Source organism: Legionella nigrisilvae, from assembly GCF_977063395.2.
Window position 1 is genome coordinate 400356 of the sequence record NZ_CDRUGZ020000038.1, and the last position, 22842, is coordinate 423197.

A 22842-nucleotide genomic window follows, 5' to 3' on the forward strand; every position below is an offset into this window, starting at 1 on the left:
CTGCCGCGTTTCTGTTTTTATAAATATCACAAAATCACGGTTGTTAAGATAGATTCTGAAGTGAATTATCCTAATTATATTGATTCGTAATTTAATTATAGTATCAATAAAAGAGCATTATGTGAAAAATTTAACTTTATTGCCTATAATCTATATTACCAAGTTATAAGGAATAAAATTATGTATCAATTAGATAAATCCATTAATTTTATGCTTGTGGATGACGATGAAATTGATATTAAAGATATGCAAAGAACTTTTAAAAAAAATAAGATCGACAATCCACTTCATGTAGCTACTAATGGAATAGAGGCTCTAAATAAATTATTAGGCATAAATGGAGAAAAAAAATTAAAACCTACCCCCAAAATTATTCTTTTAGACATTAATATGCCTAAAATGAATGGGATTGAGTTTATGAAAACTCTACGAACCAATAAAAAATTAAAATCCGTTTTGGTTTTTATTCTCACTACTTCGAATAGTGAAAAAGATAAAATGGATGCTTATAACCTGAATGCAGCTGGCTATATTGTAAAACCATTTCAAATTTCAGATTTTATGGAAGTCATTTCATCATTACATCGTTATTGGAATCTGCTTGAATTTCCAAGCAAAAAAGCGGAATAGTACTGTAATTCATTATTTAATGAGGGTGTAAATCTTGTTTTTTAATTTGCTTGGGCCAGGTAAAGGACATTGAAGTTCCATGTCCAACCCGAGATCGGACCATTACTTGTCCTCCCTGGGATTCAACAATTTTCTTTACTATACTCAAACCAACACCCGTCGACTCCAATTCATCTCTTGATTTAAGGGTTTGAAAAACAACAAAAATCTTATCAAAAAACTCAGAGGGTATTCCGGGACCATCATCATGAATCGTAAACAGATAAAATGCCCCTAATGTGTCTAGTTCAATATTAATTTTTCCTTTTTTGCGATGGTGATGCTTTATGCTATTGCCGAGTAAATTGGATAATACCTGCATTAAGGGGATCCTTGCGGTTTTAAAAATCGGCAGATGTTTTGGATAACGTATTTCGAATCGCCCATCTTGATTAAGATTTTCAATAATTTCCTTCAAAATTTCTTCGGTATTCACCAGCTCAAGATTCAAATCGATCCGACCAGCTCGTGAGTATTGTAATATTCCATCAATTAAATTAGCCAGGCGCAAAGTACGTTGCCGTAATAATGCCAAATGTTCTTTCGATTTATCATCTAACTTATCCATATTATCTTCTTCAATCCAAGTCGCTAAACGTTCGATTGCACGCAGCGGCGCCTTCAAATCATGCGAGGCAATATAAGCAAATTGTTCTAATTCTTCGTTCGTTTTAATCAATTGATTTTCAATTTTCTTTGCTTCAGTAATATCTTTGGATATCATCACATAACCAATCGGGTGGCCCTCATTATCCCGTCGTACTGTTAAGGTCACCGAGGCAATAAAAGTCGACCCATCTTTACGAAGGCGTTCAAATTCCTGATCGGCTTTTCCTTCTTCTAATGTTTTTTGCACAAACTTCTGAGCAATTCCTGATTTAATGTCTTCAGATTTAAAGAGGTCTAAAATATTTTTCTTGTTTACCATCTCGGTCGCATGGTATCCGTAATTGCGGTAAGCTCCTTCATTCCATACAATTATTTTCCCATCCAAATCAGTTGCAACAATGGAATACTCAATCGAGCTTTCTAAAATATTTTGCAGGATGCTTTTTGCATAAAATGCTTCTTCCGTCTTAATAGGTTGTACCTCCAAGTCAAGTATGCTCTCTTTTATTGGGGCATTCTTTTTGCTTTGGTGATGTTTATTTTTGTCCAATTTTTGCCCTAAGGAATTCAGATCCTCATCACTTTCTTTTTCATGAATTTTTTTTGTTTTCTGTATTCTCTGTGGTTGGTGATCCGAAGACCCATGCATTAGCTCATAATCCATAATTTGCGGTTCCCTAAAAATAGATTTATCTATTTGTTATGTACACAATATATATAAATTATAGCGTGAATTTGAACCCTTTGCTGACGACACCAAAAAGTAAGTCAGAACAATCTAGATGCTATCTAGTTTACAGCCGCCACTCTTTTAGCATGGGGTGCATGTGAAAATGCTGGTTGTTTTTTTCCGATTGAGTCATCAAAATAATAAGCCCAAGTTTTTTCAATGCATGTCTGATTTACGGTTTTAGTCCAAGTGTTGTACTCATTAACCAACCGGTTATATTGAATAAAAACTTTAGCAAAAGCTCCACGCATAAATTCAGAGTCTGACCAGGCGATAAGAGGAAGATGAGGATATTTTTGTAATATTACTGCTGCAAGTTGTGGGCCATGAGTTGAGAATTCGTCAATCAAATTTAACTCACCATCAATAATAACCAGATCGGGTGCATGAGTATCTATAAAAGACAAAGCATCTTGGCTATTACTTACGACATCAATTGATATTGGAGCACTAACTGACTCCAAGAGTCTAGATAAGCAAAATGCATTAAAAACGTTGTCTTCGATAATTAATACACGCATAGCATCCGGGCTCCCTATAAGTTCATGATTAAGTATAAAGATCAAACCTTAAGGAAGAATTAAGAAATTATTTTTTTAAACTAATTTATTTTCTTGTTTATATAATTCAAGTTTCACGCACCACTATATATAATTACTTAAATTTATAGTGAGAAAGAACACAACCCATGCTGAATATTAAAACGGAAGTACTTAACGCCGAACATAGAATTCGTGGGTATATTCGTGAGACTCCCTTGGATTTCTCTGTTCCACTAAGTCAATTAACCGGGGTAAATCTTCATTTAAAATGTGAAAATTTACAGTATACAGGTTCATTCAAAATACGGGGGGCATTTAATGCTTTATTGTCTTTAAAAAAAGAAAAGCTAAATGGTATTGTCGCGGCCTCTACAGGAAATCATGGAGCAGCAATCGCCTACGGATTACATAGGCTTAATCTGCCAGGAATTATTTTTGTTCCCGAACATGTATCCCCCGTAAAAAAAGAAAATATAGGCTTTTATAATACTTCTCTTAAACTCTATGGCAACGATTGCGTAGAAACTGAGATACACGCCATAAACTATGCAAAACAACAGGGCATGGTGTATGTATCTCCCTATAACAATAGGCAAGTAATTGCAGGTCAAGGCACAATCGCCGTAGAACTTATGCGTCAACTCAATTCCATTGATGTAGTTTTTATACCTGTTGGCGGAGGCGGATTAATTGGCGGAATTGCTGGATACCTGAAAGCAGTTTCATCTAAAACTAAAATTATAGGGTGCTTGCCAGAAAATTCTCCAGTTATGTACGAATCGGTTAAGGCGGGAAAAATTATTTCCATGGACACCTTGCCAACTCTTTCCGATGCTACAGCCGGGGGCATTGAGCCAAATTCAATTACTTTAGATCTATGTCGCGACTATGTGGATGATTTTGTTTTAGTTTCTGAAAATGAAATTCAATCTGCGATCCTAACAATCATCAATACTCATCATTTATTAATTGAAGGTGCCGCAGGCGTTGCTCTGGCTTCATTTTTAAAATGTGCCAAATATTATCAAGGAAAAAATGTGGTGGTTGTTTTAAGTGGAGCTAATATTAGCCCGGAGACATTAAGGAAAGTAATCCAGTAGGGTTAAATAATTCCGTACAATTTTTTGCCTTAATCACTCATCATCCGCAGATAGACTGTAGGATGATGAGTTTAAACCATTTATTTAAAAAAACTTAATGGCCACCGCCCCCTTCTCCGCCATAACCTTTTTCATTACTTGATGAGATGGGTTGATCAGGCTGACTTGTATTGCAGGAACTGAATAATACAGTAATACCTAACAAACAACCTGCAAAAATCACTCTTCTTAATAGTTTAATTGTTAACATGACTTTCCCTTTTAATGATTTAATCCATAAATAGTCTAAGTCCAAAATCCTACTTCATAGATTGAATAATTCATTCTCAATAATATCTTAGTCGCCATTATTATAATCTGCAATTATCTCCTCAATTACCCGCCAAGATTTTGCACTATCCAATGGATTTGTACCCGGCAATTTCGCGCAGACAATTAATGCTTTCCACAAGGCCCATCCTCGAGCGCGAGCCCATGTTGCTTTATCCAGTTGCAGTGCCTTACGAAACACATCTCGGCTTGCCTTTTTTAAAAATGTCCAAGCTATGACCAAATCACATGCAGGATCCCCAACAGCCAATTGTCCAAAATCAATTACTGCATAAAGACGGCCTTCTCGGATCAATAAATTACCTACAGCAATATCGCCATGAACCCAAACCGGATTTTTATGCCAGCTCTCAGCTAGGGCCTCAGACCAGATTGAATAAAGAGTTCGGGTATCTGTTTGTTGCGCCAGAATTTTAATTGCCTTTTGAACTTCAGCATCATAAGTTATTAGTGGGCCGCCACGGTAGAAACTGTGCTCGCCTGCCGGTGGTCCATCTGCCGTATCAATTGCTTGCAATTCCACCAAGAATTTTGCAAGAGCCGTTGCAAATAAACTCAGATCGTTAACGCATTCAATCGAGGCTGTTTGTCCTTCAATCCATCGATAAATGGACCATGGCCACAGATAACCCTCAGCTGGCTCACCTTTAGCTATAGGTGATGGAATGGACAATGTTAAATGAGGAGCAAGATAAGGAAGCCAGTGCTGCTCTTTTTCTACTTGCAGCGCATAGAATGCCTCACTGGGCAGTCGAACTGACATTTCATTACCTAGATGAAAGGTTCTATTATCCCAACCACTAAATTCTACAGGCTTAATGGGTAAATTAGCCCATTGTGGAAATTGTGAATCAATCAATCTTCGTACAAGTGAAACATCAATGGATACCGTCATTGCTACCTTACACCTTAATCTTCCTTAGTTTTATACTTCGATATCATGCGCTAATAGACGTCTGTTCGCACGGAAATAAGTTACAGGAGAGTATTCCAATAAATCGGATAGTTTTTCCATATAAATACACGCAAAGCGATCCACTTGATAGGCAAAATAACTTTCCTCAGCACCCGCGCGAAAAATACGTTCCCATTTTGGATTAAAATAGCTTTGTTGTTCTTTTAACAATTTAGTGAGTTGGGCATCTATTCTGCTGATTTGCGCTTGTAATTCTTGTATTTCATTACTGTATTGTTTTGAATCTTCATCAATCATTTTAGTGTACAACTCAACGTATTGTTTTTCTAAACCTTTTTTAATGTCCATTGCCTTGCTGATTTCTTTCTCTATAGGCATGGCCCGAGCTTGCGCTGCTATTTCCTCTCCCAACTCTTCAACCACTAAAGCAGTGCGCCAATTGCAGTCTTTTTTCAATCTTAAGATATCTCCGTAAATGTGATCCCCAATATAAAGAATCTCATCACCTCGGACATGTAAATCTTCGGTGAATTTTTTGGCATTTCCTCCTTGGTACACGCCTGGAACTATTGGACCCACAGTGTTAGTCATGGTACCAACGGCTGGATGAATTGATAAAAAACGAAGATTATCGTAAAAAAATCGTGGTTTATTAGCTAGGGTAATGACAAATTCAAATAAATTAATCCAACTTTCACCCTTCTTCAAGAAAGGGTTAATTGCATATTCCAGTAAGAGCTTCGTATAGGAAAAGTCAGAGTTGGTCAGGATAAATATTTTTTTACCATGATGGATGAAATGCCGAAGCCCATCAACCAACGCGCGTTCTTTAATAACATAGGTCGGTAAATTTTTGCTAATGATGGTTTTTAAGCTGCCATCAGAGTGAACTTTATCCACACAAAATTGTACATCTTGTGCTATGGTTTGATAACTGGGTATTTCCTCAGGATAAAGCGTATCTTTCAAATGAACCAACTGGCCATATAAAACGCAAAAGGCAATGGAAAAAGAAGTATCAATTGCCATGTAATTTGGATCACTCAAATCAACATAGATACTTCGATAAATTTTCTGTTGTTCTGCATAATCGATAGGTTTCGTGCCATGATAACTTTGCCGAATTGCCCCATAACGACTGAGTTTTAAAATATTGCCATTTTTTCTATCAATGACCAAACCACGGATTGCATCATGATAATTGAAATTTAATTTTTTAATTTGCTCAGGATAATGCTTTACATCTACTAACTGCTCTTTAACCAGCTGATAAACCAGCGACTCAAAATTCTCAGAATTATAACGAATCAAGGTATGGTCCATGTCCAAACCAATTAACTTGATTTTTTTCATGTTTAAAATTCGGTTTACATAAACTTTATGTTCATTCATTAGCCTAAAACCTATTTAGTTATAAAGTAGTATTACTTAATTTTTGGCCCATAACTCATGGTATAGAAACAAAGCATGATCCGAGAATTGTTCAGTCACCACACATCCAGGAATCTTCGATTTAATCTACTTTACTTGCTTAATACCCTCGGGAGAAGCAAGCAAAATCACATCAGCTGTTCGACGTGCAAAAATCCCGTTTTCCACAACTCCAGTTATCCGGTTAATCCGATCTTCCAAATCCATAGGTTCATTAATTGTTAAATTAAACACATCCAGAATAATATTCCCATTATCGGTAACAAAGCCTTCTCTATATTCGGGATCTCCACCCAATTGCACTAATTGTCGAGCAACCAGGCTTCTTGCCATGGGAAGCACCTCAACGGCTACAGGGAAGTTTCCCAAATGCTTCACAAGCTTTGAGTTGTCTACGATGCAAATAAATTTTTCTGCTACTTGGGCAACAATTTTTTCGCGCGTATGGGCTCCACCGCCTCCCTTAATCATTTCGCCATGCTCAGTCACTTCATCGGCACCATCAATATAAATTGGCAAATCCTGGACCGAATTTAAATCAATCACAGGAATACCTTCTTTCCGTAATAAAGCCTCTGTGGCTTTGGAACTTGATACACAGGCATCAATTCGGTGTTTTATAGTAGCCAGCTCTTTAATAAAGAAATTCACTGTAGAGCCTGTACCAACACCCACCACCATATCGTCTTCAATGTATTGCAGCGCGGCTTTTGCCGCGTTCATTTTTAATTCACTCATTAGAAACCGCTCCCTTTTCTTTGCCTTATAATTTCATATAAAGAAACACCAGTGGCTACAGAAACATTTAAACTTGTTACACTGCCTGACATAGGCAAAGAAAATAAACCATCACAATGTTCACGTGTTAGACGGCGCAGCCCCTCACCTTCAGCACCCATCACAATAGCAACATCACCAGTGCAATCTATTTGGTGTAGAGAACCGGTTGCCTCGCCTGCTGCACCATAAATCCAAACTCCATTTTCTTTTAAAAGCTTCATGCTACGTACTAAATTGGTAACCCTTACCAAGGGAACTGATTCCGCCGCACCACATGCAACTTTGCTTACTACGGGAGTAATACTGGCGCTTTTATCTTTAGGAATGATCACAAAATCAACACCTGTTGCATCTGCAGTACGCAAACAGGCTCCTAAATTATGGGGATCGGTCACTCCATCTAGGATAAGAATCAAAGTAGGTTGTTTACTAGATTCCAGTAATGCAAGCAAATGTGACTCATTGTAATCGGGCAATGACGAAGCACTTGCAACGACTCCTTGATGGGCAAAGTCTGCAAACCGCTGGTTCATTTTTTGGGTGCTTAGCTTTTCGATAGGGACATGTGCTTGTGTGGCTTTATCAATGATATCCTGCAATCGTGTATCTATCCGGTCTTCACTTATATAGAGTTTCTTAGTCACTCGATGCGGATTGGTTAATAAAGCAGAAACCGCATGTACACCATAAACATACTGCTCACTCATGACTTACTGTTTCCTCCACCGGCTCAAAATCAATTTTACGCTCATCCAGATCCACGCGAGCCACTAAAACAGTCATTTTGTCCCCCAAACGATACACTTGTCCGCCGCGGGTCCCAATCAAACGATGTTTTACAGAGTCAAAAGTATAGTAATCATTCTTTAATGAAGTGACATGAACTAAACCTTCGACGTAAATTTCATCAAGTTCGACAAAAATTCCAAAACTAGTTACTGCAGAAATTCGTCCTTTGAATACTTGCCCTAATTTATCTTGCATGTACTCACATTTTAACCAAGCAACTACTTCTCTTGTTGCTTCATCTGCTCGTCGCTCCGTCATAGAGGAATGTTTGCCCAATCGATTCATGTCTTCGTGGGTATAACTGAATTCATAAACAGGATGATTCTCTAACAAATGACCAATTGCACGATGGATTAATAAATCAGGATAGCGTCTGATAGGCGAAGTAAAGTGCGTGTATGCAGAATAAGCGAGACCAAAGTGCCCTTCATTCGCTTCAACATAATGCGCTTGTTTTAAAGAACGGAGCATAACTGTTTCAATCAAATGTTGATCGGGTCGACCTTCTATAGAATTCATAGTGCGCTGAAAATCTTTGGGCCCGGGTTTCTTACCCCCGCTTAATTGTAATCCTAACTCACCTAAAAACTGTCTTAGAGCCGTAATTTTATCCTCTTCAGGAGCAGCATGCACCCGATAAAGAGTCGGAATTTTTGCTTTTTCCAAAAATCGTGCCGTCGCTACATTTGCAGCCAACATACATTCTTCAATCAATTTATGAGCATCATTGCGAATCACTGGGATGATGCATTGAATTTTTTTATTTTCATCAAACTCAATTCGCGTTTCAGTGGTTTCAAAATCCATTGCTCCGCGAAGTTTACGGGTTGCTAATAAAACATGGTACAAATCATAAAGGGCTTGCAACCCTGGCCATAAAGCAACATGTTGTTCGTCTGTGTGGCCCTGCTCCAGCCAAGAACCGACCTGGGTATAGGTCAATCGGGCATGGGAATGGATCACTGCACGATAAAAACGTGCACGTGAAATTTTGCCCTCATTGCTAATGGACATTTCGGCAACCATACACAGCCGGTCGACATGTGGATTTAACGAACATACACCATTAGATAAAGCTTCCGGTAACATAGGAATTACTTTACCAGGAAAGTAAACCGAATTACCCCTGCGTGCGGCCTCTTTATCCAAGGCAGAATCTTGCATTACATAGTTACTAACATCTGCAATTGCAACATACAATTGATAGCCACCTTTAGGCTTTTTATAACAATAAACCGCATCATCAAAATCCTTAGCATCTTCCCCATCAATCGTAACAAAAGGAAGGCTGCGAAGATCGGTTCGCCCCTTAATTTGTTCCTCAGTAACATGTAGGGGAATTTTTGCAACTTCAATGCTTACATCCTCTGGCCATTCAAAAGGTATTCCGTGGGCATACAGTGCAACTTGGATTTCCATCCCTGGCGCCATATGCTCACCCAATACATGAATCACTCTACCGATGGCTTGGGTTCGCTTACTGGGAAATGAAATTAATTCAACTAAAACGATTTGACCATTTTTTGCGCCATTCACCATTTCTTGTGGGATAGAAATATCCTGCGTCAGATGTTTGCTATCAGGCAAGACAAAACTTACCCCATGATCGCTAAAAAAGCGTCCTACTACGGAGGCATTCGCATGCTCAATTACTTCATGAATTTTTGCTTCAGGTCTTCCCCGTCGGTCCACACCCGCTTGATAGGCAAGAACAATATCACCATGCATTACCGCCCGCATTTCTTTAGCGGACAAAAACATATCTTCCGAGCCATCATCCGGAATAAAAAAACCAAAGCCATCTGGATGTCCTTGGACCGTACCCCGTGACAGATTAATCCTTTTCATAAGACAAAACCGACCACGTCGATCCTGCATAATTTGGCCATCGCGCAACATGGCCTTCAGCCTAAATCCCATAGATTCTTGTTTGTTTTCATTACTTATGTGTAGTTTGTCAAATAATTGATTGCGCGACATGGGTTTGCCGAATTCATTAAGAACTTCCATGATGAATTCGCGACTTGGGACAGGATCGTTATATTTTTCACTTTCTCGTGCATAAAAGGGATCTTTTGATTTTTTGCTCACTACTTATCCTGTTTGTATTTAGTTATCATCATATTTAAGTTATATATCATTTGCTCAGTTCTACCACTTATCCATAAAAGTAGCAAGATAAGGGGGCAACCGCCAGTAATTCTCCCAAAGTAGTTAAGAGCCCTCTATCTAAACGCATTCTTTAAGAAATATTGCTGGATTTATATCTATTTTCTATATCTTCAAGAACTTCTTTTGCACAAAGATTTGTTTGAATTAATGCACCAATTAGAATCTGCTGCGTCATCTCACTACTCATCGTGGAGTCACGAGATAATACAGAATAAACATTTTGCATAAACTGGAGTTTTCTTTCTTTATTCTCTAGCTTATCTTCAGTTTTTGTATCAAACAGCTTTATGTACATACTCATACTCCAAAATTAAAATCTCGTGGAGATTGTGCAAATGAATTAACTCTTGTTACTTATTGTTCTTAGGCATAGGAATCACAAAACCTCGTGCCCCCACTGCAGCAGTTAAGGCAGATAATGACATATCTTCTGCTGCCCAAAACGTACTTTCTTTACCATTATTAGGGATTTTCACCCCCTTCCATTTACACACGGCAATGAGACCTTCACAGGGCACTTGTTGTTCATGGCCAGGTTTAGATTCAATGCAATTTATCGGAAATGGACCCTTGTTCAATGCTAATGCAGACCAATTACCACCTTGTAAACGAGTTGTCCAACCTGCGCTAGCGCTTGGCTCAGTAACGGGATGGGTAATCCATAAATCAGCAGAAGTAAGATTATGGATAAAGATCAGACTGCTTTTTTTACCTTGTAGAGTCACTGACTCACCTTGAACAGCAATCGCCTGACATCCAACAGGGAGAGTGGATTCAGCAGCAACAACCATAGATAACATGGAACAACAAAGAAAAGTGAAAACTCTCATTACTTTCTCCAAAAAATAGACCAATCTGATTGTTCAGATTATGTAGGCAGCGTGCAAAGATAAAATTATATAGTTAGGCTATATTACTTGTCAGCCTTACTTGCTAAAATCATTCTAACATTCGACTGACAATTCAATTATATGCAGATCTGGGTAGATGCCGATGCGTGCCCTAAAATAATTAAAGAGATTTTATTTCGCGCCGCGGTCCGTACAAAAACACGACTCACCTTGGTGGCTAATTCCTTTATTAATTATCCTCCTTCACCTTTTATCGATGCAGTTCAAGTCGTTAAAGGCTTTGATAGTGCAGATCATTATATCACAACTCATTTACAACCGTTTGATTTAGTTATCACTGCGGACATCCCTCTTGCCGCAGATGTGATTGCAAAAAAAGGATTGGCAATTAATCCTCGTGGAGAGGAATATACGGAAAACAACATCAAACAGCGTTTAAATTTACGAAACATGAACGAGCAATTACGCGCTACCGGGCATTATTCGGGTGGTCCTGCTGCCTTAAGCATAAAAGAAAAAACTGCCTTTGCCAATGCATTAGATCGCTGCTTAGCTAAAAATATAAAAAGTTGACAAATAATTCTCAGCAACCTAGATTTAAATATAATCCAGATGGAATGGTACAACTGCATGAAGCGGGTTAGACATATTCTATTTTTTATACTTTTAGTGATTACCCCACTCGCTTATAGCAATACCGTTATAGTAGGCGTTTCAAAATCCGCACCTCCTTTTTCTGCAATAGACGGGAGTAATCATTATTTTGGTTTTTGCATCGATCTAATGAATGAAATATGTAAACGTCTCAATATTACTTGTGAATACAAACCAGTCACCATGAAAAACCAATTGGCTATACTCAATGCAGGAGATATTGATATTACGTTCCCGCCCAGCCCCATCCCTCAATCCCTCTCCGCAAATTATGTTTATAGTTTGCCCTTTATGACAAGTGATGGACAATTTTTAACAATGTCCTCAAATATAAAAACCATTGAGGATCTTAAAAACAAAAAAATAGGGACTCTAGAAGCAAGCGACCTCGAGGATACCCTTGCGCTGTATACCAGCAGAGATAATATAAAATCCTATCCAAAAATTTCTTTAATGATTACCGCATTGCTCAATAATAATGTGGATGCAATTATATTGAACATCAATATCTTTAAGTATCTTACCATCAATAAAGTGATTAACTTTCAGCCTGTAGGGAAACCTATTGTGCTTGGAAATGGGTATGGAATCCTCGCACTTCCCAAAAATAGGGCGCTCATTAATGGTATCAACAAAGTTTTATTACAAATGGAAAACGATGGAACTTATGAAACCATTTATAATAAATACTTCGGCTCTAATTTGTAGCGTTATGCGGTATAGGTTAAACTGACACCTTTTCAAAGAGCAGGATTGAAACATGTCAGAGCGTATTAATGGCGAAGAAATCATCAATATACATAAAAACTCCATCCTCCAATGGAATACTTCCGGTATCGTGTATCAACAGCAAGAATTTTATCGCTTAGTAGAAGAAAATCATGCATTTAACTATCAGCTCTGGCTTGCAGAAGATAGAGCCCGTCGTGATGATCAGGGTTATGAATTTGTCTACCAGGCAAAGCGAGAAATTGATCGCTACAATCAATTGCGTAATAACCGTATGGAAGCAATGGATGAATGGCTTTTCCAGCAATTAAAACCAGCACATTACAATGTATGTCCAGTGCACTCTGAATCACCCGGCATGATCATTGATAGACTCTCTATTTTATCATTAAAATCTTATCACATGGGTCTACAAACTCAGCGCGAAGATGTCAGCGAAGAACATAGAAACAATTGTGCCCATAAATTAGGGATCATTAATCAACAATTAGAACAATTAACCCAATGCTTCAAAGAATTGCTTGAACAAGTGCAAGCGAAAAAGCGTACGTTCAGAGTCTATCATCAATTTAAAATGTATAATGATCCTACTCTAAACCCCCAATTATACTCTCGGTAGAATGCTGATTTAGGCTCGTGTCGCTCATTGAATGAGGAAGTGTGGCGGGTGGGTTTTTTTTATGGTAAAAGAAATTCCAAAATGAAGAAGCGGTTTTTGGCAGGGAATCAGAGGCTTTGCGTTTCGGACACTCACTTGATTCCCTTGGATGCCGGGTTTTCATATCATCCATCGGCACCCCGGCCTCATCCGATTCTTTAATTTTTGTACAACTAGGCTGGCCTTGAGGTGACCGTCCTAATCCACGAGCTAAAGCTCGAAAACCTAGAACTAATGAAAATAGGATTCCACTTGCAATGGCCAAGTCTGCCATTATCGAGGTATCGTGATAATGTCCTTCAGAATCAACCTCTTGGTAAAAGGTCAATGCAAAATTTGAGAAATTGTTTCCTTTAGATAAACCGGAAGCAAAAGAGCGAAATACTTCAAACCACTCTTGGAAAAAAGTCTGTGGGGAAGGATCGAGGTTAAGACCATCGGTTAATGATTTAGCAAACGTTTCTGAATCTAAAATATCAGCATCAACGTTGCTTTCAATATGGGTCTTCATCTCCCTAATTTTAGTGTAAGGATGATCTTTTTGGTCGTCTTGTTCGCGTCTTTTCATATGCTTATAATGAGCATTCAAGGTATACGCGGTCATCCCTATCATTAATATTAAGCCAGAAACGATAATTACTGCCAATAAAGCAGGAGGAAAGCTACCTGCAGTGATTAAAGAAAGTGAAGAAGCGGTAAATAAAATACTAGTCAATACCCCGTAAGCAAATAAACCATACTTCATACCTAACAAACCGGCTGTCAGATAACTGTACGTCAGTTGGTCTTGTAATAATCGGTGCTCTTCTTCAAAACTCCCAATTAAACGGCAAACCTCTCTTTTCAATCTTCTGATTTCTTCTAGATCTTCATTTTTAAGGCTATGCCTTGCCTGTAGCTCAAGCAATTTAGCATAGGTCAGTTCCAATTCTTTAGTAGTTAAGGCTAACTTACACCGAGTTTGGGTAACTTCTAGGCGCAACTGAAAATCATATTCTTCATAAATTCGTGAAATGACACAGGAGAGCGTGTACAAGGCGCCAATACTGGAGAGAGCAAGAAGAAGAGGGGGCGAAAGAACTGAAAGACTTACTACGCCAATATAAAGATATAATCCATCTAAAAATCCACCCGTTGCTACAGCTAAATACGCATGAACGCGTGTATCGGTATCCTGATATTCTATTTTCGATAAGTACGTCTTAAGATCTAATGGCGTTAAAGAGCTTAGTTGTTGAATTTTCAATAAAAGCTCTTTATTTTGATCCATTTGCGTTTTACGCTTCTCAACCATGCTGCGTATCCAAAGACGATTGGCGGCAGCAAATACACCTAAAAACAATCCTACAGGGATTACCATGTATTTGAGATCCATCCCACTGATTAGGCTTAATACCTGAACTGTGCTCCGCCATCCTTTGTATGCATTTTTTAAGCCTTTCATCAAATCACGAAAATAGGGCCAAGCAGACGCTATTAATTTTTTTAACGAATCCTTCTCTTCTTTATCATAGACACTGGCTAAAAAGGAAAAGGAAACCAAAAAAATCGCTTCTGCAGCAACCGCGGCGATTCCTTCGGGAGAGGTCAAAATTTTGTGCATTAGGTCGGGATCAGACTTAGCAATAAATACTTCCAAGAAGTATTTAAACATACTGTAAGAAGAGCTTAGAGAATCCATAACGGCATAAGCATGATAAACATAACGATCTTTATCGAGCTTTTGAGCGAGAAGTCTACTTTGCGCGTCAATACGACCGGCGATCGCCAAGAGGAAAACAAGGTCTTCGGATTTTAACGGTGAATCTTCTTCGCCCTTAATAGTCATTCTTACACACAGAAATGGCCACCAGTTAGGATGGGCGGATTATATGGATTATTGCTCTCGATGTCAATAATCGTTTCATCATGACTTAAAAAGATACAATTTTCAGGCAGTTGATCATGATATCACACTCAGTTCATACAAAAAATATTTATTAAATCCACTTACGGGTTGTGACTTAGGAGCCAAACCTGCTACGATATTGCCCTAATATAAAAACAACTCAGGTAAGAGGATTCAATGAGATCAATATTTGCTCTCTTTATTTTTGCAGCACTAATGACCGGACCCGTTATGGCATCGAATGAAGCACAAATTTATGGTTATGTTGAAAAAGTTTCGTTTCCCCAAAAAAATTTGACTCTATCAGCTAAATTGGATACCGGGGCTAAATCAGCATCGTTAAATGCGACCAATATTACTGAAATAACCAAAAATGGGGTTCCTTATTTACGTTTTACTGTTCCGACTAAGACTGGCGAATCCATATTTGAAGCGGAATACAAAGGCCGAGTGAAAATCAAAGTTCGGGATGGAGAACATGGTTCCGAGATTATCGCACACGCACCAATCAAACGGCCCGTTGTACTGCTTGATATACAACTTGGAGATAAGGTCAGAACAATTAAAGTAAATTTAACAAACCGCAAACGCTTCCTCTATCCTTTACTTTTAGGAAGAGACGCAATTATTGCTTTTAATGGTGCAGTTAATCCAGCACTCACATTTACGTTAAAAAATCAGAGTTTTAAGAAACAATGAAAAACAACACGCGTCATGTTTATGGATTGATCATTACACTATTTATCCTTGGAGCAGGAATTTTTTTGTACCGACACTTTGTTCTCGATGTGCCGTTAACTGATACTGAAACGATAAACAGTTGGATGGTTGAATCCAACTTGCGTTTCGTTGCGGACCCGAATACACCAATTAAAGCGAGTTTTAATATCCCTTATTTGCCACCCCATTTTGCTATTCTTGATGAGTATTTTGTCTCAAGAAATTATGGGGTAACCACTAACTTAAATGGTGATAATCGGGAAACCGTTTGGTCAATCCGGCGAGCCCATGGCGCACAATCGCTGTATTACAGAGCAATTTTTCGCCAAACTGAGGGCAATGAATCACCATTAGCGACCCCTCCTGCGGCCAAAACACAACCCCTGGCAGAAAGTCAAAAATCCGCTGTGGAAACCATTATCAGCCAAGTAAGACAATCTTCAGCTGATATTAAAACCTTTGCTCAGAGCACCATTAAAGAACTGAATAAAAAAGATGGGAATGCTAAATTATTAACAAGTAATGACTTTAGTGATGAGCACCTTATCAATGCCGCCATTTTAATTTTAAATCAGTCTAAAATTTCTGCGATCCCCGTAAAGGGAATTTATTTATCTCAAAAAAGCAAAGCGGAATTAAGTTCATTTTTGGCTGTATTCAATGGTAAAAACTGGATTTATATTAATCCTAAAACCGGGGGAGCCGGTTTACCAAAAGATTTTCTTATTTGGCAATATGGTAATGAGCCTGTATTTAACGTCGAGGGGGGCAAAAAGCCGCAATTTAGTTTAACTGTATCGCCCACGCCCATCAATGCTTTAAGTATTGCTAAATCGCGGGGTCTGCAATCCGATTCGCAACTCTTGCGATTCTCTTTGTTACAATTGCCGGTCAATGCTCAAGCTACCTATAAGATTTTATTAACCGTACCTATAGGTGCTTTTATTATCTTAATTCTACGAAACTTTATTGGACTCAAAACATTTGGGACTTTTATGCCCGTTCTAATCGCTTTAGCGTTTAGAGAAACACATGTAGTCTGGGGAATTTCTCTCTTTGTTATTATTGTCTCTTTTGGGCTACTGGCACGTTTTTATTTAGACCAATTGCGGCTGCTTTTGGTACCACGACTCGCGGCAATATTAACTGTCGTGATTATGCTTATGATCTTTATTAGTATCATCAGTCAAAATCTCGGCCTCGATGCAGGTCTCTCAGTTGCCCTATTCCCTCTGGTCATTTTAACCATGACTATAGAACGTATGTGCATTACTTGGGATGAACGAGGTGCATCAGAAGCCATCAAGTCAGGCGTAGGCAGCCTAATTGCAGCAGTTATCTCTTATTGGGCGATGAGTTATGAACCATTACAATATCTTGTCTTTGCTTTTCCTGAGCTGGTTTTGGTTCTGCTCTCGTTAATCTTGTGGTTTGGACAATATCGAGGATACCGATTATTTGAGTTGAAACGCTTTAAATCACTTGCGGGACACGTAAAATGATTAATCTGTTTCGCCGTTTAAAAAACCACGGAATACTAAGTATTAATCAGCGTAATTCAGATTTTGTATTGCGCTACAATCCCAGAAAGCTATTCCCTTTAGTTGATGATAAGTTAAAAACTAAAAAACTGGCTCTAAAAGCAGGTATTGCGGTCCCACCTTTATACGATATCATTGAAACGGAACAACAAATTAAAACCATAGAGGAACGTTTAGAACCTTATAATGACTTTGTTGTTAAACCAGCTCGAGGTTCTGGTGGAGATGGGATTTTAGTTTTTAAGGATAAAGTTTATGGTCGTTATCGGCAAATTAACGGCAAACTCACCACAACCCAAGAGCTTAGCTACCATTTATCCTGCCTTCTTTCAGGAGCATATAGTCTGGGAGGCTCCTCGGATTATGCAATTATAGAGAAACGAGTAGTGGTAGACCCCGTATTTGCCGAAGTAAGTTATGAGGGTATTCCTGATATTCGTATTATTAGTTTATTGGGTTATCCCGCTATGGCCATGGTGCGCCTCCCGACTCGCTTGTCGGGTGGAAAAGCGAATTTACACCAAGGTGCTATTGGGGTTGGAGTCGATTTAGCTACGGGAAAGACCTTAGGTGGCGTATATCATAATGACATCATCGATTATCATCCTGATACTTTGAACTCCATCGTCGGCATTGAAGTACCCTATTGGAATAAAATACTGGAAATAGCCTCCAGCTGTTATGAATTAACAGGTCTTGGCTATCTCGGTGTAGATATAGTCCTGGATAAAGAACACGGCCCGTTAATGCTTGAATTAAATGCAAGGCCAGGCTTGAATATCCAAATTGCTAATCGGGAAGGCGGATTAAAACGCTATCGAATAATTGAAGCCCATTATCAGAAACATCCCAAAGAATCAGTTGCTGAAAAAGTAGCGTTTAGTCGTCAACACTTTGCTCGCTTAAAATAAAGTATTAAGTCTTAGGAAGGTAGGAGTTTATGACGGAGGATCTCCTGGTTTTGGTATTTTATTACCCTAACACCCTTGAGACCCCACATTTAAAATGTCATTATTCGCTAATAATTTAGGCTAAACTCTGTTTCAGAGAGCGATTCATCTTCTTCCTCTCGTTCCATTTTTGTATTCTTTCTCTTTTTAGAAAGGTTTTCCCCAAATTGGAACGTTGGGCTCCAAGCCTTTCTTTTTTCATGGGTGCTTTCTTTATCTTTTTCTTTAGAATCTTCAGAAAAGCCCTCCCCTATTGAATCAAAACTATAACCTGGGGTGAGAATTTTTTCATGATCTTCTAAATCATGGCCTGGTGTTAAAATGTGCTCATTGGATACTGGACTCCATTGGAAATTCTCATGTTCTCCAGAATGGGAATAAATGGTCTCATCAATGTCCTCTAAACTATAGCCAGGAGTTTTTGGTATTACGTTTTCAATCGTGGCTTTATCGTTGTCCCAAGTAGCTTGGTAATAATATTGAGACTCATTAAAATCATCGAATACTTTAGCCAACTTGGTCGGTGAGGCTCCGTAATCATACCCCTCATAAAAAGCCAGAATTTCTTCACCAGGTTGAATTTGACGTGTAGTTATATAAGAATTAGTTCTAAAATCAAATCGAACATTCATTTCGCTTCGGTATTTGGCTCCTTCTACACAATAGGCTTCTGAGGCTTTATCTTTAGTATAAAGATATCCTCCCTCTCCGGATTGTACTAAATAATTCGTATCAATATTATTTTGTGCTGCCCATAGAAGCATCTCTTCGTTCTTTGTCGGGACCGCATCCATTTTCTGGCCAACAAGCCGGCATAGAGTTTTCTTTGCAGGAATTTTCTGGCCACTAAATAATGAATAGCGATTTTCTTCCTTTCCTCGTATCGTAGGAGCTATAAATAAATGATAGGGAGAGGTTTGTTTCAGCTGGAGTTTTTGTTCTTTTTGAAAACGCATCACATCTTCAAAGGTACTTAAGTCATAGATCTTTGGATCTAAATTTTTATCTAAATACATTTGCTTTTTTTGTTCTTGTTTACTTAACATGTCTGATCTTAGTAAAGTGAAAAATTCTTTTAGTTCATTAGGCGTACTTATTTTACTTATTGCAACTTGCTGCATTTCAGCGAGATCCTCTAAAATTTTAACCAAACTTTGAGGTTGACACACAATTTGAGGTCGCTCTGCTGTAAAATACTCATCTCCATAAGAAATAGTCAACTCATCAGCAAAATTAATTTTTCTGGCAGCAACATAATACGCATGATAATCAAAGTGAACTTTTCCGCTGTCATCCTGACGTTGCTTACAAATTACTTTTACTTCTAAATTGGGTTTATTTGCATGGTTAACCCAGCGCGTACTTGATCCTGATTTCAACAAATCGATGACTACCGCATATTGTTCCCTATCATCTAGATTTAATTTCCAAACGTAAGTGGAATCCCCTTGGTATTCTTCAACTATCCGCTCCATCTCTGCATTAGGACGAATACCAAATAAGTCTGTGCCTTTTATTTCTCCAACTATATCTCCAGGCTTAAACGATTTAGCCGCAAAGACTGCGAGTTGTTTAGGGCCCAGATTTGGACTTGCAGCAATTATAACGCCCTTATCATACTCGGTGCGTTGAAAGTTAAAATCGGGCTGAGTACAACTATACTTTAAATAATTACATAATCCTAAAAGAGAATCCTCCTCATCAGGAAAAAAAATGAGTTCCTCTTTTAGCATTTCCTGCCTGGCTTTTGTTTTGTCTGAGTTGTCTAAAAATTTAATGGTTTTTTTCATGTGATTCTTCACCCGTTTGATTGGGGTTGAATTTTAATAAAAAAAATTAACCTGTCCAGCTAATTTTTAAACAAATAGAGGGATTGAGTGGTAGCTTGGGAAAACATCATTTTTAAAGCGAGATTGTATTCCCTTGAATCCCTCTAGAGGAAAGATGTCTAGAAAACACCGAGCCAGTATTCATGTTACCAGTTGAATGAGAAATTTTCTGTGAAACTCTCAGGTGTTGTATTAGGAGTTTCTTTAAGCACCGTATATAAATCTTGACGGGTTTTTAGCCAATCAATGGTCTCTTCTCTATTTTGTAGTGCCTCTTTCGTGTCGATTTGTTTCAATTCTTGTTGTTTTTGATGCCAGAACAGCCCGTTAATATTATATCCCTCAGCAGATCGTCTTTGGGCGGGGGTGACACAAAGTTCTTTTATACGTTGTAAACTTTCTTTTTGGTGCTCTTGCAGCTCTTTTAGAATTATTTTCTCTTGGTTTAACGTCTTGCTAACTTGGGCGAATCCTTTTTCTTGTAGTTCAGCTTGCAATTCTTTTGCAATCGTATCCTTGGTTGTCTCAGGAGCCATACGCCCGACACGAACATTTGAAAGGATTCTACTTGGTAAACCAGGATGTTGTTCACCTGTTCTAACGAAAGCTTGAGTAAAAATACGACTTAACATAATACGAACCATCCCTTGCAACAGAAAAGTTGCTCATTATGTCATAAAAAAGTTACAAAAAAAATTCTCGAAGAAATATAAAATAATAACCAATTTGATTCAATTTGTCTCTTTTATATAATATAATGTTGAAGAGATGCGCATATTTTAGGGAATCGTATGTTTTTAAAAACTTTTTTTCGCCCCAAACCTCCGAGTGGTCCCAGACCTCCAATGGAATGGCTAAATGAACGATTTAAAATTAGTGGTTTAAACGATCTGATTCCCATAGCCGCTCGAGAAAAAACACAAAGCACCGCAAAAGTATTTTATAACCCACATTATTTTACAAGTAATGATTCAGGGGTTCCTTTTTCCTTAGCAAGGGCTTTATGCAAAATACCTGCAGTTAACGTCGCCGGAGATCGAGAGGGGATATTTCAAAATGGCACTCCCTTCCCACAATCTCCCAATTACTTTGAGCAAGTTCCCTTAAATCATCCCGAGCTACTTTCACCCACTGAACGCTTAACGGCTGCCAAAAAAATTATTTTTTCCAATAGTACCGTTGTTGCTGTGGGGGGGTATCCTACATCGAACCCCAGAACCCTTAAGAAAGATCCCTATGAGATAGGAATCTTTTCTCTCGCGGGAGCTAGTTTTGAAAATCATTATCTACATTATTCACTGTTCATGCTGGATCCTGTGAATCCCAAAATTGAACATCCGAAGTTTGCTCATTTATTCGAAAACTTACCGACTAATTTTAAAGAAGCCCAATCATCACTGGGGTCGTATGATTCAGATGGTTTTATTACCCGTATTCGCACTGGTTTTCCATTTCTATCTCGTTCAACACCCGACAAGTTCTATTCTTCCTTTTATAAAAAAAATGCGGTTATTTTTTTAGCAGAAGCTTATTACCGTCATCAATTGGAAGATATTTCAATGTTATTAGCTTCAGTAAATGAAGCAGCTAAGTCATCAGGAAAACCCGCTTTATTAAAAGCTACCGCCGTAGGAATGGGTTTTTTTGCTAAGGTGAATGGAGAATATGATATCCAATATCTCCTTTATCCTCGTTTCCTTCGTGCATTTCAAAAATTATTACAGGAAAACTCCTATCCTTGGATAGCAAAAATTGAATTCCCTACATTCGGCGAATCATTTCAAGAACAATTTGACTCGATTATGAAAGAGCCCTTCGAACATGTTGAAGTATATCGAGAAAACCGTGATGTTCTGGAGTTTACTGAAGAAGAGACTGAAAACTATTATGCTTGCGCAATCAATCCTTCTGATGCATTTTCCTATGCCGGCAATGAATGGGCAATGGGTAGTGTGGAGGCAATGATCGGTTTAAATTCATCATTGCGTTTCGATCAAATACCCCTGGTAAATCGCCCCCTGCTTGATTCTGACCATCATATTCCGGTCAAAATCAGCAGTAACTTCGAGGCTGAACTTGGTGAAATAGGACCCAGCAAGTTACAGATGCATTTGTAAAGGAGAACCCACAGCACTAATAATTGCGTCCACTATTTTTTTATCTCCGTCAAAGCGTCGCTCTAAAGCTTCTTTACTTAAGGAGCCATAAGTGTTTTGGCAGATCGTAGTAAACGTTTCTTCACAGTTATTGATCATTAGCCAGGTCAGAACGGTTCCTTCGTTAAGTAAATCACTTGCTCGCATTGATTTTGGTAGAGAGCTGTTATACTCAAACATGGCATTAGGTACCAAACCACCACTCAAGAATTTTTCTCGGAATTTAGGACATGTCGAAGCAATAAATTGTTCAAATGGAACATGTTCTACCACCAGCTGCTCTTTTTCATCATCATGTCCTTCACTTTCAATTCCAGTTTCCAATTTCAATATTGAGAGAGAGGTAGCCTTGCCATAAAACTTATGTATCCAAGCATTTTCCGTATGCGATGAGTTTTTCTCCATGAAGCGAATTAAATCCTTTAGCGAAGAACATGCCCCCCAAGCAAAGGGACCTTCATTAAATTTTTGGTAACGTTCTACATCAGAAAAACGGATTGTTTGCAATGCATAATTTGGAACCCGCGGCACTAAACCATTTTGTTGAAACAATTTCTCAAGACTTCGCCCATCCACGCGTAACAATAAAGTGGAGCGCTGGAGCCCTACTATTTTATGACCCACTACTGGGTCGCTAACATTAAAAAATTTCTTAGGAGAATATTTTGCCCACATACAACACCTCAACAAAATTACATCATAGTTGAAATTATACAGAGGAAATATTAAACAAATATTAAGCGCATCGCCCAACAGGTGGACTCCATGCGATAAGCAAAAATTAATTCAATAGAGGGA

The 22842-nt window shown here is 38.4% G+C and carries 23 protein-coding genes; 9 read left to right on the forward strand and 14 right to left on the reverse strand.

The annotated features are described in order from the left end of the window. The first annotated feature begins 180 nt into the window (after window positions 1-180). Window positions 181-630 (forward strand): response regulator, encoded by a 450-nt coding sequence (locus ACWTE2_RS24105; protein ID WP_454784745.1) that lies wholly within the window; start codon window positions 181-183, stop codon window positions 628-630. Between the two features lie 16 nt (window positions 631-646). Here the strand turns inward: ACWTE2_RS24105 and ACWTE2_RS24110 are convergent, their stop codons facing one another. Then, window positions 647-1945, reverse strand: a complete 1299-nt coding sequence (locus ACWTE2_RS24110; protein ID WP_454785020.1) for a sensor histidine kinase — start codon at window positions 1943-1945, stop codon at window positions 647-649. A 122-nt stretch (window positions 1946-2067) separates the two neighbouring features. Then, on the reverse strand, window positions 2068-2529 hold the full coding sequence (locus ACWTE2_RS24115; RefSeq protein ID WP_454784746.1) for a response regulator: 462 nt from the start codon (window positions 2527-2529) through the stop codon (window positions 2068-2070). A gap of 167 nt (window positions 2530-2696) precedes the next feature. On the opposite strand from ACWTE2_RS24115, the gene ACWTE2_RS24120 reads away from it, so the two are divergent. Then, window positions 2697-3650 carry a threonine/serine dehydratase gene (locus tag ACWTE2_RS24120; protein ID WP_454784747.1) on the forward strand — a complete coding sequence of 318 codons (954 nt, stop codon included), beginning with the start codon at window positions 2697-2699 and terminating at the stop codon, window positions 3648-3650. Between the two features lie 94 nt (window positions 3651-3744). Here ACWTE2_RS24120 and ACWTE2_RS24125 read toward each other — a convergent pair whose 3' ends face one another. The 8 genes from ACWTE2_RS24125 to ACWTE2_RS24160 all read right to left on the reverse strand — a co-directional run bounded on the left by ACWTE2_RS24125 (window position 3745) and on the right by ACWTE2_RS24160 (window position 10898). Beyond that, window positions 3745-3900: a hypothetical protein gene (locus tag ACWTE2_RS24125; RefSeq protein ID WP_182392025.1), complete on the reverse strand. Its 156-nt coding sequence runs from the start codon at window positions 3898-3900 to the stop codon at window positions 3745-3747. An 87-nt stretch (window positions 3901-3987) separates the two neighbouring features. Continuing rightward, on the reverse strand, window positions 3988-4875 hold the full coding sequence (locus tag ACWTE2_RS24130) for an aminoglycoside phosphotransferase family protein (protein WP_454784748.1): 888 nt from the start codon (window positions 4873-4875) through the stop codon (window positions 3988-3990). A 30-nt stretch (window positions 4876-4905) separates the two neighbouring features. Further along, window positions 4906-6288, reverse strand: coding sequence for an HAD-IG family 5'-nucleotidase (locus ACWTE2_RS24135; RefSeq protein WP_454784749.1), 1383 nt, complete (start codon window positions 6286-6288; stop codon window positions 4906-4908). 126 nt (window positions 6289-6414) lie between these two features. Next, window positions 6415-7065: a ribose-5-phosphate isomerase RpiA gene (gene rpiA / locus ACWTE2_RS24140; protein WP_182392028.1), complete on the reverse strand. Its 651-nt coding sequence runs from the start codon at window positions 7063-7065 to the stop codon at window positions 6415-6417. Further along, entirely contained in the window at window positions 7065-7814 is a 750-nt protein-coding gene (rlmB, locus tag ACWTE2_RS24145; RefSeq protein ID WP_182392029.1) for a 23S rRNA (guanosine(2251)-2'-O)-methyltransferase RlmB, read from the reverse strand. Before rlmB ends, rpiA begins: the two co-directional genes overlap by 1 nt. Continuing rightward, a complete protein-coding gene (gene rnr / locus ACWTE2_RS24150; protein WP_454784750.1) occupies window positions 7807-9987 on the reverse strand; it encodes a ribonuclease R in 2181 nt (726 codons plus the stop codon). Before rnr ends, rlmB begins: the two co-directional genes overlap by 8 nt. Window positions 9988-10138: 151 nt before the next feature. Next, window positions 10139-10363, reverse strand: a complete 225-nt coding sequence (locus tag ACWTE2_RS24155; protein WP_454784751.1) for a hypothetical protein — start codon at window positions 10361-10363, stop codon at window positions 10139-10141. Between the two features lie 55 nt (window positions 10364-10418). Next, entirely contained in the window at window positions 10419-10898 is a 480-nt protein-coding gene (locus ACWTE2_RS24160; RefSeq protein ID WP_454784752.1) for a hypothetical protein, read from the reverse strand. Window positions 10899-11039: 141 nt separating this feature from the next. Between ACWTE2_RS24160 and ACWTE2_RS24165 the strand changes: the two genes are divergently transcribed. Genes ACWTE2_RS24165 through ACWTE2_RS24175 form a run of 3 tightly spaced genes read left to right on the forward strand, consistent with a single transcriptional unit; the run spans window position 11040 to window position 12921 of the window. Continuing rightward, window positions 11040-11492 (forward strand): YaiI/YqxD family protein, encoded by a 453-nt coding sequence (locus ACWTE2_RS24165; protein WP_454784753.1) that lies wholly within the window; start codon window positions 11040-11042, stop codon window positions 11490-11492. Window positions 11493-11549: 57 nt separating this feature from the next. Further along, a complete protein-coding gene (locus ACWTE2_RS24170) occupies window positions 11550-12281 on the forward strand; it encodes a transporter substrate-binding domain-containing protein (protein WP_454784754.1) in 732 nt (243 codons plus the stop codon). 52 nt (window positions 12282-12333) lie between these two features. After that, on the forward strand, window positions 12334-12921 hold the full coding sequence (locus tag ACWTE2_RS24175) for a DUF4254 domain-containing protein (protein ID WP_454784755.1): 588 nt from the start codon (window positions 12334-12336) through the stop codon (window positions 12919-12921). On the opposite strand, the gene ACWTE2_RS24180 is transcribed toward ACWTE2_RS24175, so the two are convergent. Continuing rightward, window positions 12890-14788, reverse strand: coding sequence for a hypothetical protein (locus ACWTE2_RS24180; RefSeq protein ID WP_454784756.1), 1899 nt, complete (start codon window positions 14786-14788; stop codon window positions 12890-12892). The two genes, ACWTE2_RS24175 and ACWTE2_RS24180, sit on opposite strands and share 32 nt — an antisense overlap. A gap of 237 nt (window positions 14789-15025) precedes the next feature. Between ACWTE2_RS24180 and ACWTE2_RS24185 the strand changes: the two genes are divergently transcribed. Genes ACWTE2_RS24185 through ACWTE2_RS24195 form a run of 3 tightly spaced genes read left to right on the forward strand, consistent with a single transcriptional unit; the run spans window position 15026 to window position 18020 of the window. Next, window positions 15026-15547, forward strand: a complete 522-nt coding sequence (locus ACWTE2_RS24185; protein WP_454784757.1) for an ATP-dependent zinc protease family protein — start codon at window positions 15026-15028, stop codon at window positions 15545-15547. Beyond that, window positions 15544-17070, forward strand: a complete 1527-nt coding sequence (locus ACWTE2_RS24190; protein ID WP_454784758.1) for an inactive transglutaminase family protein — start codon at window positions 15544-15546, stop codon at window positions 17068-17070. The genes ACWTE2_RS24185 and ACWTE2_RS24190 overlap by 4 nt, the downstream gene beginning before the upstream one ends. Then, window positions 17067-18020, forward strand: coding sequence for an alpha-L-glutamate ligase-like protein (locus ACWTE2_RS24195; RefSeq protein ID WP_182392039.1), 954 nt, complete (start codon window positions 17067-17069; stop codon window positions 18018-18020). The genes ACWTE2_RS24190 and ACWTE2_RS24195 overlap by 4 nt, the downstream gene beginning before the upstream one ends. A gap of 107 nt (window positions 18021-18127) precedes the next feature. Here ACWTE2_RS24195 and ACWTE2_RS24200 read toward each other — a convergent pair whose 3' ends face one another. Together ACWTE2_RS24200 and ACWTE2_RS24205 are read right to left on the reverse strand one after the other, a co-directional pair. Then, entirely contained in the window at window positions 18128-19849 is a 1722-nt protein-coding gene (locus ACWTE2_RS24200; RefSeq protein ID WP_454784759.1) for an SET domain-containing protein-lysine N-methyltransferase, read from the reverse strand. A 185-nt stretch (window positions 19850-20034) separates the two neighbouring features. Then, window positions 20035-20520, reverse strand: a complete 486-nt coding sequence (locus tag ACWTE2_RS24205; protein WP_454784760.1) for a hypothetical protein — start codon at window positions 20518-20520, stop codon at window positions 20035-20037. 159 nt (window positions 20521-20679) lie between these two features. Here ACWTE2_RS24205 and ACWTE2_RS24210 point away from each other — a divergent pair, with 159 nt between their 5' ends. Beyond that, window positions 20680-22005 (forward strand): type IV secretion protein Dot, encoded by a 1326-nt coding sequence (locus ACWTE2_RS24210; protein WP_454784761.1) that lies wholly within the window; start codon window positions 20680-20682, stop codon window positions 22003-22005. Here ACWTE2_RS24210 and ACWTE2_RS24215 read toward each other — a convergent pair. Continuing rightward, window positions 21988-22719 (reverse strand): hypothetical protein, encoded by a 732-nt coding sequence (locus ACWTE2_RS24215; protein ID WP_454784762.1) that lies wholly within the window; start codon window positions 22717-22719, stop codon window positions 21988-21990. The two genes, ACWTE2_RS24210 and ACWTE2_RS24215, sit on opposite strands and share 18 nt — an antisense overlap. Window positions 22720-22842 lie beyond the last annotated feature (123 nt).

Coding starts and splice junctions, on each gene's coding strand:
- ACWTE2_RS24105 (WP_454784745.1), top strand. CDS start 181: ATGTATCAATTAGATAAATCCATTAATTTTATGCTTGTGGATGACGAT.
- ACWTE2_RS24115 (WP_454784746.1), bottom strand. CDS start 2,529: ATGCGTGTATTAATTATCGAAGACAACGTTTTTAATGCATTTTGCTTA.
- ACWTE2_RS24120 (WP_454784747.1), top strand. CDS start 2,697: ATGCTGAATATTAAAACGGAAGTACTTAACGCCGAACATAGAATTCGT.
- ACWTE2_RS24125 (WP_182392025.1), bottom strand. CDS start 3,900: ATGTTAACAATTAAACTATTAAGAAGAGTGATTTTTGCAGGTTGTTTG.
- ACWTE2_RS24130 (WP_454784748.1), bottom strand. CDS start 4,875: ATGACGGTATCCATTGATGTTTCACTTGTACGAAGATTGATTGATTCA.
- ACWTE2_RS24135 (WP_454784749.1), bottom strand. CDS start 6,288: ATGAATGAACATAAAGTTTATGTAAACCGAATTTTAAACATGAAAAAA.
- rpiA (WP_182392028.1), bottom strand. CDS start 7,065: ATGAGTGAATTAAAAATGAACGCGGCAAAAGCCGCGCTGCAATACATT.
- rlmB (WP_182392029.1), bottom strand. CDS start 7,814: ATGAGTGAGCAGTATGTTTATGGTGTACATGCGGTTTCTGCTTTATTA.
- ACWTE2_RS24155 (WP_454784751.1), bottom strand. CDS start 10,363: ATGTACATAAAGCTGTTTGATACAAAAACTGAAGATAAGCTAGAGAAT.
- ACWTE2_RS24160 (WP_454784752.1), bottom strand. CDS start 10,898: ATGAGAGTTTTCACTTTTCTTTGTTGTTCCATGTTATCTATGGTTGTT.
- ACWTE2_RS24165 (WP_454784753.1), top strand. CDS start 11,040: ATGCAGATCTGGGTAGATGCCGATGCGTGCCCTAAAATAATTAAAGAG.
- ACWTE2_RS24170 (WP_454784754.1), top strand. CDS start 11,550: ATGAAGCGGGTTAGACATATTCTATTTTTTATACTTTTAGTGATTACC.
- ACWTE2_RS24175 (WP_454784755.1), top strand. CDS start 12,334: ATGTCAGAGCGTATTAATGGCGAAGAAATCATCAATATACATAAAAAC.
- ACWTE2_RS24180 (WP_454784756.1), bottom strand. CDS start 14,788: ATGACTATTAAGGGCGAAGAAGATTCACCGTTAAAATCCGAAGACCTT.
- ACWTE2_RS24185 (WP_454784757.1), top strand. CDS start 15,026: ATGAGATCAATATTTGCTCTCTTTATTTTTGCAGCACTAATGACCGGA.
- ACWTE2_RS24190 (WP_454784758.1), top strand. CDS start 15,544: ATGAAAAACAACACGCGTCATGTTTATGGATTGATCATTACACTATTT.
- ACWTE2_RS24195 (WP_182392039.1), top strand. CDS start 17,067: ATGATTAATCTGTTTCGCCGTTTAAAAAACCACGGAATACTAAGTATT.
- ACWTE2_RS24200 (WP_454784759.1), bottom strand. CDS start 19,849: ATGAAAAAAACCATTAAATTTTTAGACAACTCAGACAAAACAAAAGCC.
- ACWTE2_RS24205 (WP_454784760.1), bottom strand. CDS start 20,520: ATGTTAAGTCGTATTTTTACTCAAGCTTTCGTTAGAACAGGTGAACAA.
- ACWTE2_RS24210 (WP_454784761.1), top strand. CDS start 20,680: ATGTTTTTAAAAACTTTTTTTCGCCCCAAACCTCCGAGTGGTCCCAGA.
- ACWTE2_RS24215 (WP_454784762.1), bottom strand. CDS start 22,719: ATGTGGGCAAAATATTCTCCTAAGAAATTTTTTAATGTTAGCGACCCA.